This window comes from Bergeriella denitrificans NBRC 102155 (assembly GCF_001592185.1).
Lineage (GTDB): Bacteria > Pseudomonadota > Gammaproteobacteria > Burkholderiales > Neisseriaceae > Neisseria > Neisseria denitrificans.
The window spans coordinates 47,253-58,316 of sequence record NZ_BCWL01000001.1; the positions used below are offsets into that span (position 1 = coordinate 47,253).

14 protein-coding genes are annotated in these 11,064 nt (G+C 54.9%); all 14 read left to right on the plus strand.

The window, feature by feature from the left end; all coding sequences use genetic code 11:
- The first annotated feature begins 24 nt into the window (after window positions 1-24).
- The 14 genes from BDE01S_RS00300 to BDE01S_RS00365 all read left to right on the plus strand — a co-directional run bounded on the left by BDE01S_RS00300 (window position 25) and on the right by BDE01S_RS00365 (window position 11,042).
- Complete coding sequence (locus BDE01S_RS00300; RefSeq protein WP_082790370.1) at window positions 25-2,676, plus strand: phage portal protein; 2,652 nt, start codon at window positions 25-27, stop codon at window positions 2,674-2,676.
- A 162-nt stretch (window positions 2,677-2,838) separates the two neighbouring features.
- On the plus strand, window positions 2,839-3,987 hold the full coding sequence (locus BDE01S_RS00305; RefSeq protein WP_066075644.1) for an HK97 family phage prohead protease: 1,149 nt from the start codon (window positions 2,839-2,841) through the stop codon (window positions 3,985-3,987).
- Between the two features lie 46 nt (window positions 3,988-4,033).
- Window positions 4,034-5,521 carry a hypothetical protein gene (locus tag BDE01S_RS00310; RefSeq protein ID WP_066075647.1) on the plus strand — a complete coding sequence of 496 codons (1,488 nt, stop codon included), beginning with the start codon at window positions 4,034-4,036 and terminating at the stop codon, window positions 5,519-5,521.
- A 70-nt stretch (window positions 5,522-5,591) separates the two neighbouring features.
- A complete protein-coding gene (locus BDE01S_RS00315) occupies window positions 5,592-5,885 on the plus strand; it encodes a hypothetical protein (protein ID WP_066075650.1) in 294 nt (97 codons plus the stop codon).
- Window positions 5,886-5,887: 2 nt separating this feature from the next.
- A complete protein-coding gene (locus tag BDE01S_RS00320; protein ID WP_066075653.1) occupies window positions 5,888-6,409 on the plus strand; it encodes a head-tail connector protein in 522 nt (173 codons plus the stop codon).
- Between the two features lie 2 nt (window positions 6,410-6,411).
- Entirely contained in the window at window positions 6,412-6,897 is a 486-nt protein-coding gene (locus tag BDE01S_RS00325) for a hypothetical protein (protein WP_066075657.1), read from the plus strand.
- Window positions 6,894-7,325 (plus strand): hypothetical protein, encoded by a 432-nt coding sequence (locus tag BDE01S_RS00330; RefSeq protein ID WP_245934314.1) that lies wholly within the window; start codon window positions 6,894-6,896, stop codon window positions 7,323-7,325. The genes BDE01S_RS00325 and BDE01S_RS00330 overlap by 4 nt, the downstream gene beginning before the upstream one ends.
- A gap of 25 nt (window positions 7,326-7,350) precedes the next feature.
- On the plus strand, window positions 7,351-8,121 hold the full coding sequence (locus BDE01S_RS00335; RefSeq protein ID WP_066075659.1) for a hypothetical protein: 771 nt from the start codon (window positions 7,351-7,353) through the stop codon (window positions 8,119-8,121).
- 44 nt (window positions 8,122-8,165) lie between these two features.
- Window positions 8,166-8,501, plus strand: coding sequence for a hypothetical protein (locus BDE01S_RS00340; protein WP_245934313.1), 336 nt, complete (start codon window positions 8,166-8,168; stop codon window positions 8,499-8,501).
- 11 nt (window positions 8,502-8,512) lie between these two features.
- A complete protein-coding gene (locus tag BDE01S_RS00345) occupies window positions 8,513-8,779 on the plus strand; it encodes a hypothetical protein (RefSeq protein ID WP_066075661.1) in 267 nt (88 codons plus the stop codon).
- An 11-nt stretch (window positions 8,780-8,790) separates the two neighbouring features.
- Window positions 8,791-9,105 carry a hypothetical protein gene (locus tag BDE01S_RS00350; RefSeq protein WP_066075664.1) on the plus strand — a complete coding sequence of 105 codons (315 nt, stop codon included), beginning with the start codon at window positions 8,791-8,793 and terminating at the stop codon, window positions 9,103-9,105.
- A gap of 50 nt (window positions 9,106-9,155) precedes the next feature.
- Complete coding sequence (locus BDE01S_RS00355; protein WP_066075668.1) at window positions 9,156-9,755, plus strand: DUF2460 domain-containing protein; 600 nt, start codon at window positions 9,156-9,158, stop codon at window positions 9,753-9,755.
- Window positions 9,752-10,606 carry a phage/gene transfer agent baseplate hub protein gene (locus BDE01S_RS00360; protein ID WP_066075671.1) on the plus strand — a complete coding sequence of 285 codons (855 nt, stop codon included), beginning with the start codon at window positions 9,752-9,754 and terminating at the stop codon, window positions 10,604-10,606. The genes BDE01S_RS00355 and BDE01S_RS00360 overlap by 4 nt, the downstream gene beginning before the upstream one ends.
- Before the next feature lie 10 nt (window positions 10,607-10,616).
- Window positions 10,617-11,042 (plus strand): NlpC/P60 family protein, encoded by a 426-nt coding sequence (locus tag BDE01S_RS00365; protein WP_066075674.1) that lies wholly within the window; start codon window positions 10,617-10,619, stop codon window positions 11,040-11,042.
- The last annotated feature ends 22 nt before the right edge of the window (window positions 11,043-11,064 follow it).

Here is an 11,064-nt window from a genome sequence, read left to right on the forward strand (position 1 = left end):
ATTTTTTGTATTGAAAGGCTGATTATGGGCAATAAAACGCCTCTTTCGGCAGGGTTTGTTGCCCGGGCAGCCGAGGGTATCAAGTTTGCATTGACGGGTAAGTCGGATTGGTTCAATGCGGGGAGTGCGCCGCCGCCGGTTGCACCTGATGATGTGAAAGGCCGTGCGCAGGATTACGAGCCTTATTGGAATACGGGGCAGAGCCGCCCGCGCCAAGGCGAGGCTGTCGGCTTTCGGGATTTGCGCTATTTGGCCGATAACTACGACATTCTGCGCTTGGTTATTGAGACGCGCAAAGACCAGATGGAAAAGCTGGATTGGACGATACAGCGGCGCGATGTTGAGGCGACGGCTGATGATGAATCGAAGCGTAAAGACGGCAGGATTGATGATGCGGTGGCGTTTTTCAGACGGCCTGACAAGTTGAATAACTGGAACGACTGGCTGCGGATGCTGCTTGAAGATTTGTTTGTGATTGATGCGCCGTGCATTTATCCGCGTAAAACGCTGGGCGGGGATTTGTATGCGCTGGAGCTGATAGACGGGGCGACCATCAAGCGTGTGATTGATGATTACGGCAGAACGCCGATGCCGCCTGAAACGGCTTATCAGCAGGTGCTGCGCGGCCTGCCTGCGGTGGACTATACGGCAGATGAGCTGATTTACCGTCCGCGTAACCAGCGCACTTATAAAGTTTACGGTTACAGCCCCGTGGAGCAGATTATTACTACGGTCAATATCGCGCTGCGCCGTATGTCGCACCAGCTTGAGTATTATCGTTCGGGCAGCGTGCCGGACGCGCTTGTGGGTGTGCCGGAATCGTGGACGCGCGATGATATTCAGCGTTTTCAGGATTACTGGGACTTGTTGATTTCGGGCAATAATGCCGAGCGGCGCAAGATGCGTTTTGTGCCGGGCGAGCTTTCCCGCAATTTTCATGAGACGAAGCAACCGCCGCTGAAGGATATGTACGACGAATGGCTGGCGCGGGTGGTGTGCTTCTGCTTCTCTATCGAGCCGACGCCGTTTGTGGCGCAGGTTAACCGCGCTGTGGCGGAAACGAGCCGCGAGCAGTCGCTGGCCGAGGGCTTGGAGCCGCTGAAAAACTGGGTCAAGAGCATTATTGATGATGTGCTTTCCCGTTTTATGGGTATGGCTGAATATGAGTTCGTATGGGTAAGCGATGACGCGCAATCTCCGCGCGAGCAGGCGGAAATTTTCGTGATGTACGCCAATGCCAATATTCTGACGGTTGATGAGGTGCGTGCGGAGCTGGGACGAGACCCGTTGCCGAAAGATGAAATGCCGTCTGAAAACGGCAAGCCTGACGATGACGAGCCGCCGCCCGATGGCGAAAGTGGCAAGCCTGAAAAGCTGTCTGAAAATATACCCGATAACTCCGATAACGAGGCTGAAAAGCTGGGAAAGTCGGAAAGCCCAATCAGCGCAGAGGAAGCCGCCGCGCTTATTGAGGCTGAACTGGCGGCCTTATCCGATGATGTGGCGGCGCAGGTAGCCGCCATGCTGAAAAACGCGGCCATCGATTTTGAAGCCGATGACTGGCAGGCGGAAGTGCGCCGCATTGCCGAGACGGTATCGCAAGGCTTGGACTTTGCGCCGTGGGCGGTGTTGGCGGCGGCGGTCGAGCCTGTTTTGCGGCAGGCGGCGCAGCAAGCGGCCTATACTGCGCTGATTCAGGTTATGCCCGCCCCTGCCGTGGGCATGGTAACGGCCATACGCGCCCGCGCGGCAGCATGGGCGGCGCAGCGGGCGGCGGAAATGGTCGGCATGAAATGGGTTGACGGCCTACTGGTTCAAAACCCCAATGCCGAATGGCAGATTACCGAGGGTGCGCGCGGCATGATACGGCAGGCGGTTAAAGACGCGCTGGAAAACGGCGACAGCCCCGCCGAACTGGCAGGCCGTCTGAAAACCTCGCACGCATTCAGCAAAACCCGCGCGACAACGATTGCCCGCACGGAGATGGCGCGGGCGGACGGCATGGGTACTTATATCGGCTGGTCGGAGACGGGGCTGGTAAACGGCAAAGAGTGGCTGACGGCGGAAGACGATAAGGTATCTGAAATCTGCAATGAAAACGGCGCGGCGGGCGTGGTCGGCTTGCACGAGCATTTCCCCAGTGGGGATTTAATGCCGCCGTCGCACCCAAATTGTCGGTGTGTGGTGCTGCCGGTAGTCGATACGGCTAAATTGGCCAAGGGATACAACCCGAACCAGCCGCGCGATAAAAGCGGGCGGTGGACGGACGGCTCTCCGGCAATAACGGTATCGGGAGACGAGTTGGGCAGCTTCGACGATACCAAAACCATGCGTAAGGCCGCCATGCAGTATGCCCGCGATCACTTTGTCGGTAAAACCTACCGCAACGAAAGCAGCGGGCATGATATTCAGGTTACTTGGCAGGGTGTCAAGCACGCGGCATCAAATGCCAATCCTGTAGAGCTGGCACTGTTTGTAAAGCTGGATGAATTACCCGTGAAATTAAAGTACGAAGCCTCTTTCCCGGACAAAAGCGGACGGCCTGATATTATTGCGGCACACAAATATTCCGGAATAGCAGTAGTAGGGAATGAAAGATTGAATATAGGTATGGTAGTCAGAGAACTTAAAGACGGACATAAATATTATGACCATTTCGTTCTGAAAGACGAATAATCCCTTATGCAGTATATCTGGGGCGGATACCGAAAGCGGCAAGTACGACACCCAGCCGTTGCATAAGGGATTAGGAAAATCATACTGCTTTTTTGGCAGGTAGGCAAGAAGTGTCTTTGCGGGATTAATCATTGTGTTGAAAAACCTTTAAAGGAGCAAGTTATGGCAAAACTGTATGCCGAAATCAGCAAGGCAGAGAAGCAGGACGACGGTACGATTACGGTATCGGGCTATGCTTCCAGCGGCGCGGTGGATTCGGACGGCGAAATCATTACCGCCGAGGCGATGAAAGCGGCCATTCCCGAATATATGAAATTCGGCGCGGTGCGTGAAATGCACGGCAAGAGTGCGGCGGGAACAGCAGTCGAAATCAAGGTTGAAGATGACGGCCGCACGTTTTTCAAGGCGCATATCGTTGACCCTGTGGCCGTAAAAAAGGTGGAAACGGGCGTTTACAAGGGCTTTTCCATCGGCGGCAGCGTGAAAGCCCGCAACGAATTGAATAAGGCGGAAATTACGGCCATCAACCTGACGGAAATCAGCTTGGTTGACCGCCCTGCTAACCCCGATGCGGTATTCACCTGCTTCAAAATCGATAAGGGCGATGATGAAAAGCCTGAAGAAAACGGCGAAGCGGATAAAGACGAAGCCAAGAAAAAGCCGTCTGAATCCGATCATGAAGACGGCAAAAAATCATCTGACGACGATACCGGCAAAAACGGTAAAAAAGACGATGACGAAACCGAAAAAGTGGCATTTTCGGCGGCCGAGCTGGATGTGTTGCGTAAATTCCTGAAACAGGCCGAGGCGCAAAACGAGCCGAAAGCCGAGTCGGTGCAGAAGTCGATGTACAGCGTGAAGTCGCTGGCAAGCGTATTGCAAGAGGTACAATGGTTTGTCAATTCGGCGAAGTATGAGGAATTGCCGGACGATGTGACGGCAGAAGCAAAGCAGGCGGCGCAAACGCTGGCTAATGCGCTGGTGTCGCTGGTCGGTCACGAAGCAGGCAAGGTCGGAGATGAAACGGCGGAAAAATCCGATACGCCCGACGATTTGCAAAAGGCTTTTAATGCGAAAGTCGATGATTTGACTAAGGTGCAAAAAGAACTGGCCGATACGAAAGCCGAACTGGAAGCCTTGAAGAAACAGGCTGCGCCGCCTAAAGGCGGTGTGAAACACGTTATCGCGAAAAGCGAAGACAACGGCGGTAATGAAGACCTCTTGCAGGGCTTCACGCCGATTGTGAAAGGCGACGGCTCGCTGGACGAAGCCGCTACGCTGGTTAAGGCAGCCCAATCCGGCCGCCTGTAAGTGCAACCCCGCCCTTGCAGGCGGTTTTTTATTTTGGAGTGTAAATATGAATCGTGTTACTCAAGAAACCATCGAGCTGATGAAGTCGGCTCAATTAGGCGGTGAAGCCTTGCACAAAGGCTTTACCCAACCGACCGATGCGCTGACCGGCTTGCAGATGTATGACCTGTCTGCGCCGTCTCAAAAACTCTATCCGGTGCTGACCCCGCTGCGTAACCGTATTCCGCGTGTCGGCGGCGGCCGCGCGGTACAGGCGAACTGGAAAGCCATTACCGGTATCAATACCAAAAACCAACGCGCGGGCGTATCGGAAGGCCAACGCGGCGGCGTTATCGAGCATGAAACTGTGGAGCGCATGGCCGCTTACCGCTCATTCGGCTTGGAAAACAATGTAACTTTTGAAGCCGATTACGCGGCACGCGGTTTTGAAGATGTGAAAGCCTTGGCGGTAACGCAAACGCTGCAAGCGACGATGCTTGCGGAGGAAATGATGATTTTGGGCGGCAATACCGGCCTGAAATTCGGCGTAACCCCTACTCCGAAGCTGGTTGCGGCGGCGGGCGAAGGGACGATTTCCAGCGCTGGCCTGTCGGTTATCTGCGTGGCCTTGGGCTTGCAGGCTTACTGGGACGTGGCCGGCGCAAACAACGGCGCGGTCGGCCAATATCTGAATATTGCGGACGCGGAAATTCCGACTGAAATCACCCGCCAAAATGCAGACGGCTCTACCGATACTTTCGGCGGCGGCTCGGCGCAGAAGTCGGCGGCGGCCTCTGTGTCTGCCGGTGCGGGCAAGGTGGTAACGGCGCAGGTGGATGCGGTACGCGGCGCGGTGGCTTATGCGTGGTTCTGGGGCGCGGCAGGTGCGGAAAAACTGGGGGCGGTCACAACAACGGCCAAAGTGGAAATCGCCGCCGATGCGCAAGGCCGCCAAACAGCCGCTTCTCTGCCCGATAAAGACCATTCCACTTCCAGCTTGGAATTTGACGGCCTGCTGACGCAAATCGCCCTGCCCGATTCCGGCGCTTATTACCGCGACAATAAGGCTTCCGGCCTGACTTCGGACGGCGCGGGCGGCGTGTATGAATTTGAAGAAGCGTTTGTGCAGTTCTTCACGAAATACCGCTTGTCGCCCGATACCATCTACTGCAATGCCCGCGATTTGGTGGCGCTGACCCGCCTGATTATCGGCAACAACGGTGCGCCGCTGATTAAGCTGAATGTGGACGTGAACAATATCAGCAGCATTAAGGCCGGTACGGTCGTCGCTTCTTACCTGAATAAGGTAACGGGCGACGAGCTGGATATTGTGGTGCATCCGAATCTGCCTGCCGGTACTTATATGTTCTATTCCAGCAAGCTGCCCGCTTATGTGCAAGGCATTACCAATCTTGTGCAAATCCGCACGCGCCAAGATTATTATCAAATCGAATGGCCGCTGCGCACGCGCCGCTATGAATACGGCGTTTACGCGGACGAGGTGCTGCAAGGCTTCTTTATGCCGGCATTCGGCGTGATTACCAACGCGGCTTAATGGCTTTAGGCCGTCTGAAATACGGGATTTTCCCGGTTTTGGACGGCCTTTTCTTTGAAAGGATTTTTTTATGTCGAAAATTGTTTTGAATGCACCAGAGTGCATGACTGACGTGTCGTTCGGCGGCGAGAATTTCGCGGTAGTTGACGGTGTGGTCGAAGTACCGGAGGCGGCGCTCGAATTTCTGTTTCAGTTCGGCTTTACGGTAAAACCGGAAGCTGCCGGGGAGCAAGGCGAACCGTCCGAACCTGAACCGTCCGAACCTGAACCGTCCGAACCTGAACCGTCCGAACCTGAGGCGGAAGAGCCGAAGAAAACGCGCCGCAGCCGTGCCAAAGCGGACCAACCCGCAGAGGGTGCGTAACCATGCTGGCGGATTTAGCAGATTTGAAAATACGCTTGGCGATTGAACACAATCGGCGCGATGAAGAGCTGAAACAGGTGTTGGCGGGTGTGTCAGCGGCGGTGGAAAGCTGGCTGCAACGCACCCTGCTGAAACGCGATTATGTGGAACGCTACAACGGCAACCGCAAAAAGGCCATTGTGTTGAACCAATATCCTGTGCTGGAGGTTAAGTCGGTCAAGGTCAACGGGCGTGAGATTCACGGCTTTGATAATGACGACTGGCTGCTGATTTATGATGACAGTTTTTCAGACGGCCTGCGTAACGTGGAAGTCGCTTATGTGGCGGGCTATGAGACCATTCCTGAGGATATTCGGGAAGCGGTGCTGATTATCGCGGCGCAGCGTGTGAACGAGATGGAAAACAAGGGCGTAGCCAGTAAATCGCTGGCGGGCGAGACGGTTTCTTTCTCAAATTTCTCGCAATCAGGCGGTATGCCGCCTGCGGCGTTTGAGATTTTAAAGAAATACCGGCGCAAGGTGTAGCCATGAATGTGCGTTTTGAGTTTATCGGCGGCGATACCATTGCGGCGGTGTTGAAGTCTTACTCTGCCGGGATAGATGCGCAGATTGAGGCGTCTATCGGTCGCTCGGTATTGATGTTGCAGCGCTATGTAGTCGCCAATAAGCTGTCCGGGCAGGTGTTGGGCAAGCGGACGGGTAATTTGCGCCGCTCGATAAACCAAGTGGTCGAACGGAACGGCACAAAAACGGTCGGTATGGTCAAAACCAATGTCCGTTATGGCGTGGCGCATGAATACGGCTTTAGCGGCGCGGTGTCGGTCAAGGCGCATTTACGCCAAATTAAGCAGGCATTCGGCCGGCCGCTGAGGGAAAGCCGCTCTGTGCAGATTAAGGCGCATTCGCGCCATGTGAAGCTGCCGGAGCGCTCTTTTCTGCGCTCGGCGCTGCGGGATTTGCAGCCGCAAATTGAAGCGGATTTGCAGATGGCTGTAGAAAGGGCTTTGAGATGATGAATCGTGAAGCGGTATATGCCGCACTGTGGGCGAAACTGGAGGCATTGGACGGCTTTGTTACCAAAAGCCGTAAATTGCTGCATTGGAATGATGTTTCCCGTTTCGAGCAGCCCGCGCTGTTTATGGCGCAGGGCAATATGCAGGCGGTCACGGTCACGGGGCAGGAAACCAAATGGCTGCTCAAGGCCGATGTGTATCTCTATGTGCAGACGGGCGGCGAAGCGCCTGCCCCGCTGATAAATCCGCTGATTGATGCGGTCTGCAATGCGGTCAATGCGGTACACCCGATTACGGGGCGCACGGCTTTGGCGGCTGAGGGGGTGGCGGTGGAATACTGCCGCGTTGAGGGAACAATCGAAACGGACGAGGGTACGCTCGGTACGCAGGCCGTGGCGGTTATTCCGATTGTAATTTTGGCCGCCTAGCGGCTTTTTTTGATGAGGTGCGATTATGCAACTGACTTTCGGCGCGGGCGATGTGTTCGCGCAAATGATTACGGATGCAAGCGGCAATGCGGTAGCCAATGCTACTCCGGTGCGGATTATGGGCTTGCAGGAAATGTCTGTAGATTTGCAGGCGGAGTTGAAAGAGTATTACGGCCAAAACCGTTTTGCGCTGGCTGTAGCACAGGGCAAAGTCAAGGTAACGGGCAAAATGAAAGGTGCGTTAATTAACGGCTTGGCTCTGAATACGCTGTTTTTCGGCTCTGAATTTGCGACCGGCACAATGAAGGCGATTTATGCGGACGTGGCCGGTAAAACCATTCCGACGGCGGCATTTACGATTCAGGTTACGCCGCCCTCTGCCGGTACGTTTGTCGAAGATTTGGGCGTGATGGGCGCCGACGGTGTGGCGATGGTTAAGGTAGCCGCCAATCCGGCGCAAGGCCAATATGCGGTCAGTAAAACCGGCCTGTACACTTTTGCCGAGGCGGACAAGGGCAAAACGGTTTATCCGAGCTTTGTGTACACCTACCAGCTCAAGACGGCTAAAAAAGTGGATTTAACCAATATTGCGATGGGCAATACGCCGACGTTCAAGCTCTCCTACTTGACGCAATTTAAAGGTAAAAAAGCGTTACTGGAGCTGGCAAGCGTTACCAGCGGCAAGCTGGCGTTGTTCAGCGCGAAAAACGATGATTTCAGCGTGCCTGAAGTGGATTTCACGGCGTCGGCAGACGAAGCGGGATTCAGCGTGGGTACGCTGTGGATTCAGGAATAACGGCCGTCTGATTTTCAGACGGCTTTTTGATTTAAGAAAGGTTGATGATGAAACAAGTTGTCAAAGTAGCGGGCGTTACCATGAATTTGAACGGCCAAGAGTATGTTGTGCCGCCGCTGTCGCTGGGTGTGTTGGATCAGATTAAAGACCGTATCGGCAATTTCGACAAAGCGCCGTTTGCCGAGCAGGTGGAACTGACTATTTCGGTTGCTCACGCGGCATTGAAACGCAACTACCCCGACCTGACCCGCGAGGAAGTGGGCGATATGCTGGATGTCGCCAACATGATGGAAGTCTTCGGCGCGGTGATGGACGTTTCCGGCCTGAAGCGCAAAGAACAGGAAGCTGCACAAGCGGGGGAAGCGGCGGCGGCGGGTTAGATTTCGGCGGCATGATTGCCCACGTCTGCGCCGCTACCGGCTGGACGTGGGATTATGTGGCCGAACATATCGACCTGCCGCGCTTGAAGCACTTGGGCAATTATTGGAAACAGCACCCGCCCGTGCATCTCTTGGTTGCGGGCTACATGGGCTACAAGGGCGGTAATACCGCTGACGAACCTATCGGCGAAGATGAGGCCGTGGCCTTGCTCGGCGGCGGCCATGAGCTGTCGGAAAGCGAATTTGAAGACCTGCTGAAAGCCAAAGGTTTAATTTGAAAGGAATGAATATGTTGAAAATTATCGGTATCAGTCATGAAATCGAAGATGAAAACACCGGCGCGATTGCGGACTTTCACGTTATCGAATATGCCAGTATCGACTATAAATATCATACGGCAACGGCTACGGTAAACGGCTATGTAAACCGTAAGGCGTTTGAGCGCGGCCGCAATCCGCTTTGCTCGCATACGCTGACGATTCAGACGGCGCACATCGATTCCGATGCGGAAATCTCGCGCCAATGGCTGTATGGGCAGGCTGTATTGCCGGAAGCGGCAAACAGCGTGTTTGCCGGAGCGGAATTGGTTACGGCTGACGAATAAATCGTTTACGGGGCTGCCTTGTGGCAGCCCTTTTATTGAATGGACGGACTATGGGCAATGCGGTTTTTCCGACCCTGCCGGGCTTGAAATGGGGTGTCACGAAAACGCCGGTATGGTCAACCAAAGTACAGAAATCGGTTAGCGGGCGGGAGAAGCGGACGGCCTATTACAGCTATCCGCAATGGCGTTTTTCGCTGTCGTTCGAGGTGTTGCGAAATCGCGGTACGATTCGGGAGCTGGAAACGCTGGCCGGCTTTTTTAATGCGCGGCGCGGCAGCTTTGAAAGTTTTCTGTATGAAGACCCCACGGACAATCAGGTTACAGACCAGCTTATCGGCAATGTGGTTGCGGGGACAACCCGCTATCAGTTGATACGCGCATTCGGCGGCTTTGTCGAGCCGGTGTTGGCGGTCAAGGGTAATCCTGTAATCAAGATAAACGGGGTCGTCAAAACTAAAGGCCGCGATTATTCGATTACCGATACCGGCCAAGTCGTCTTTCATACCCCGCTGACGCCCGGGCAGCGGATTACTTGGAGCGGCGGCTTTTATTTCCGCGTGCGCTTTGACAGCGATACGGCGGACTTTGAAAATTTCATCGGCCATTTGTGGTCGGCGAAGAAGATAACTTTGGTCAGTGTGAAATCATGAAAACAGCCAACCAAGAATTGATTGATTTGCTGCACGGCAGCGATGAGTTTCTGATGGCGGATTTGTACACCTTTACGCTTTCAGACGGCACGGTGCTGCGCCATACGTCGGCAGATGCGCCGGTAACGTGGCAAATGCAGCATTATGAAGCCCGCCAACTGATTATTTCGCGCGGGGCAACCCGTGTTACACGCGGCCTTGAAGTGGACAGCAACGATTTGAGCATTACCGCCGCCGACGGCTACACCCTGCAAGGGCTGCCGTGGCCTGAGGCGGCGCTCGGCGGGGCGTTGGACGGGGCGCGTGTGCTGATTGAGCGGGCTTTTTTCAACGACTGGCAAACGGTGGCCGGGGCGGTCAATATTTTTCAGGGGCGCGTTTCCGATGTGTCGGGCAGCCGCTCGGCGGTCAATGTGACGGTCAAATCGGACATCGAACTGCTGAATGTTTCCAGCCCTCGCAATATTTATCAGGCGGGCTGTATGCGCACGCTTTATGACGGCGGCTGCAAGGTCAGCCGCGAGGCGTTTACCGTAACCGGCCGCGTGACGGCCAACAGCGCAGACGGCTCTTCCCTGCTCTGCAATCTGCCGCAGCCTGATAAGTGGTTTGAACAAGGTGTCATTAAATTTACCGGCGGTTTGAATGCCGGTTTGTCGCGTACGGTCAAAACGCACGCAGGCGGGGTGTTGTCGTTTGCCCTGCGCCTGCCCCACCCTCCGCAGGCGGGCGATGTGTTCAAAATTCATCCGGGCTGCGACGGGACGAAAGAAACCTGCGACAAGAAATTTCACAATCTCGTGCATTTTCGCGGCTTTCCGTATATCCCTGCCGCCGATACGGTTACTTAGAGGATTGGCTATGAATTTGAGGGAACAGATTGCGGCGGAGGCTGCTTCTTGGCTGGGAACGCCCTACCATCATCAGGCGATGGTTAAAGGGGCGGGCGTGGACTGCGCCATGATTTTAGTGGCGGTTTACGGTAAATTCGGCCTGCTGCCGCCTGATTTCGACCCCCGCCCCTATCCGCAGGATTGGCACTTGCACCGCGATGCGGAACGCTATCTCGGCTATCTGATGCAGTTTGGCCGGGAAATTACGGAAAGCGAGTTGCAGAAAGGCGATGTGGCGGTATGGAAATTCGGGCGGGCGTTTTCCCACGGCGGCATCTGCTTGGACGGTACGGGGCTGATTCACAGCTACATCGGCCGGGGCGTGGTGCTGGACGACCGCTATCAGGCGGAGCTGGCGCATCGTGAAGTAAGGTATTTCAGTTTTATCCAATAGTTTGATTTTCAGACGGCTTTTT

What these genes read in the sequence shown, in the direction of transcription:
- BDE01S_RS00300 (WP_082790370.1), top strand. Translation starts at nt 25, where the DNA reads ATGGGCAATAAAACGCCTCTTTCGGCAGGGTTTGTTGCCCGGGCAGCC.
- BDE01S_RS00305 (WP_066075644.1), top strand. Translation starts at nt 2,839, where the DNA reads ATGGCAAAACTGTATGCCGAAATCAGCAAGGCAGAGAAGCAGGACGAC.
- BDE01S_RS00310 (WP_066075647.1), top strand. Translation starts at nt 4,034, where the DNA reads ATGAATCGTGTTACTCAAGAAACCATCGAGCTGATGAAGTCGGCTCAA.
- BDE01S_RS00315 (WP_066075650.1), top strand. Translation starts at nt 5,592, where the DNA reads ATGTCGAAAATTGTTTTGAATGCACCAGAGTGCATGACTGACGTGTCG.
- BDE01S_RS00320 (WP_066075653.1), top strand. Translation starts at nt 5,888, where the DNA reads ATGCTGGCGGATTTAGCAGATTTGAAAATACGCTTGGCGATTGAACAC.
- BDE01S_RS00325 (WP_066075657.1), top strand. Translation starts at nt 6,412, where the DNA reads ATGAATGTGCGTTTTGAGTTTATCGGCGGCGATACCATTGCGGCGGTG.
- BDE01S_RS00330 (WP_245934314.1), top strand. Translation starts at nt 6,894, where the DNA reads ATGATGAATCGTGAAGCGGTATATGCCGCACTGTGGGCGAAACTGGAG.
- BDE01S_RS00335 (WP_066075659.1), top strand. Translation starts at nt 7,351, where the DNA reads ATGCAACTGACTTTCGGCGCGGGCGATGTGTTCGCGCAAATGATTACG.
- BDE01S_RS00340 (WP_245934313.1), top strand. Translation starts at nt 8,166, where the DNA reads ATGATGAAACAAGTTGTCAAAGTAGCGGGCGTTACCATGAATTTGAAC.
- BDE01S_RS00345 (WP_066075661.1), top strand. Translation starts at nt 8,513, where the DNA reads ATGATTGCCCACGTCTGCGCCGCTACCGGCTGGACGTGGGATTATGTG.
- BDE01S_RS00350 (WP_066075664.1), top strand. Translation starts at nt 8,791, where the DNA reads ATGTTGAAAATTATCGGTATCAGTCATGAAATCGAAGATGAAAACACC.
- BDE01S_RS00355 (WP_066075668.1), top strand. Translation starts at nt 9,156, where the DNA reads ATGGGCAATGCGGTTTTTCCGACCCTGCCGGGCTTGAAATGGGGTGTC.
- BDE01S_RS00360 (WP_066075671.1), top strand. Translation starts at nt 9,752, where the DNA reads ATGAAAACAGCCAACCAAGAATTGATTGATTTGCTGCACGGCAGCGAT.
- BDE01S_RS00365 (WP_066075674.1), top strand. Translation starts at nt 10,617, where the DNA reads ATGAATTTGAGGGAACAGATTGCGGCGGAGGCTGCTTCTTGGCTGGGA.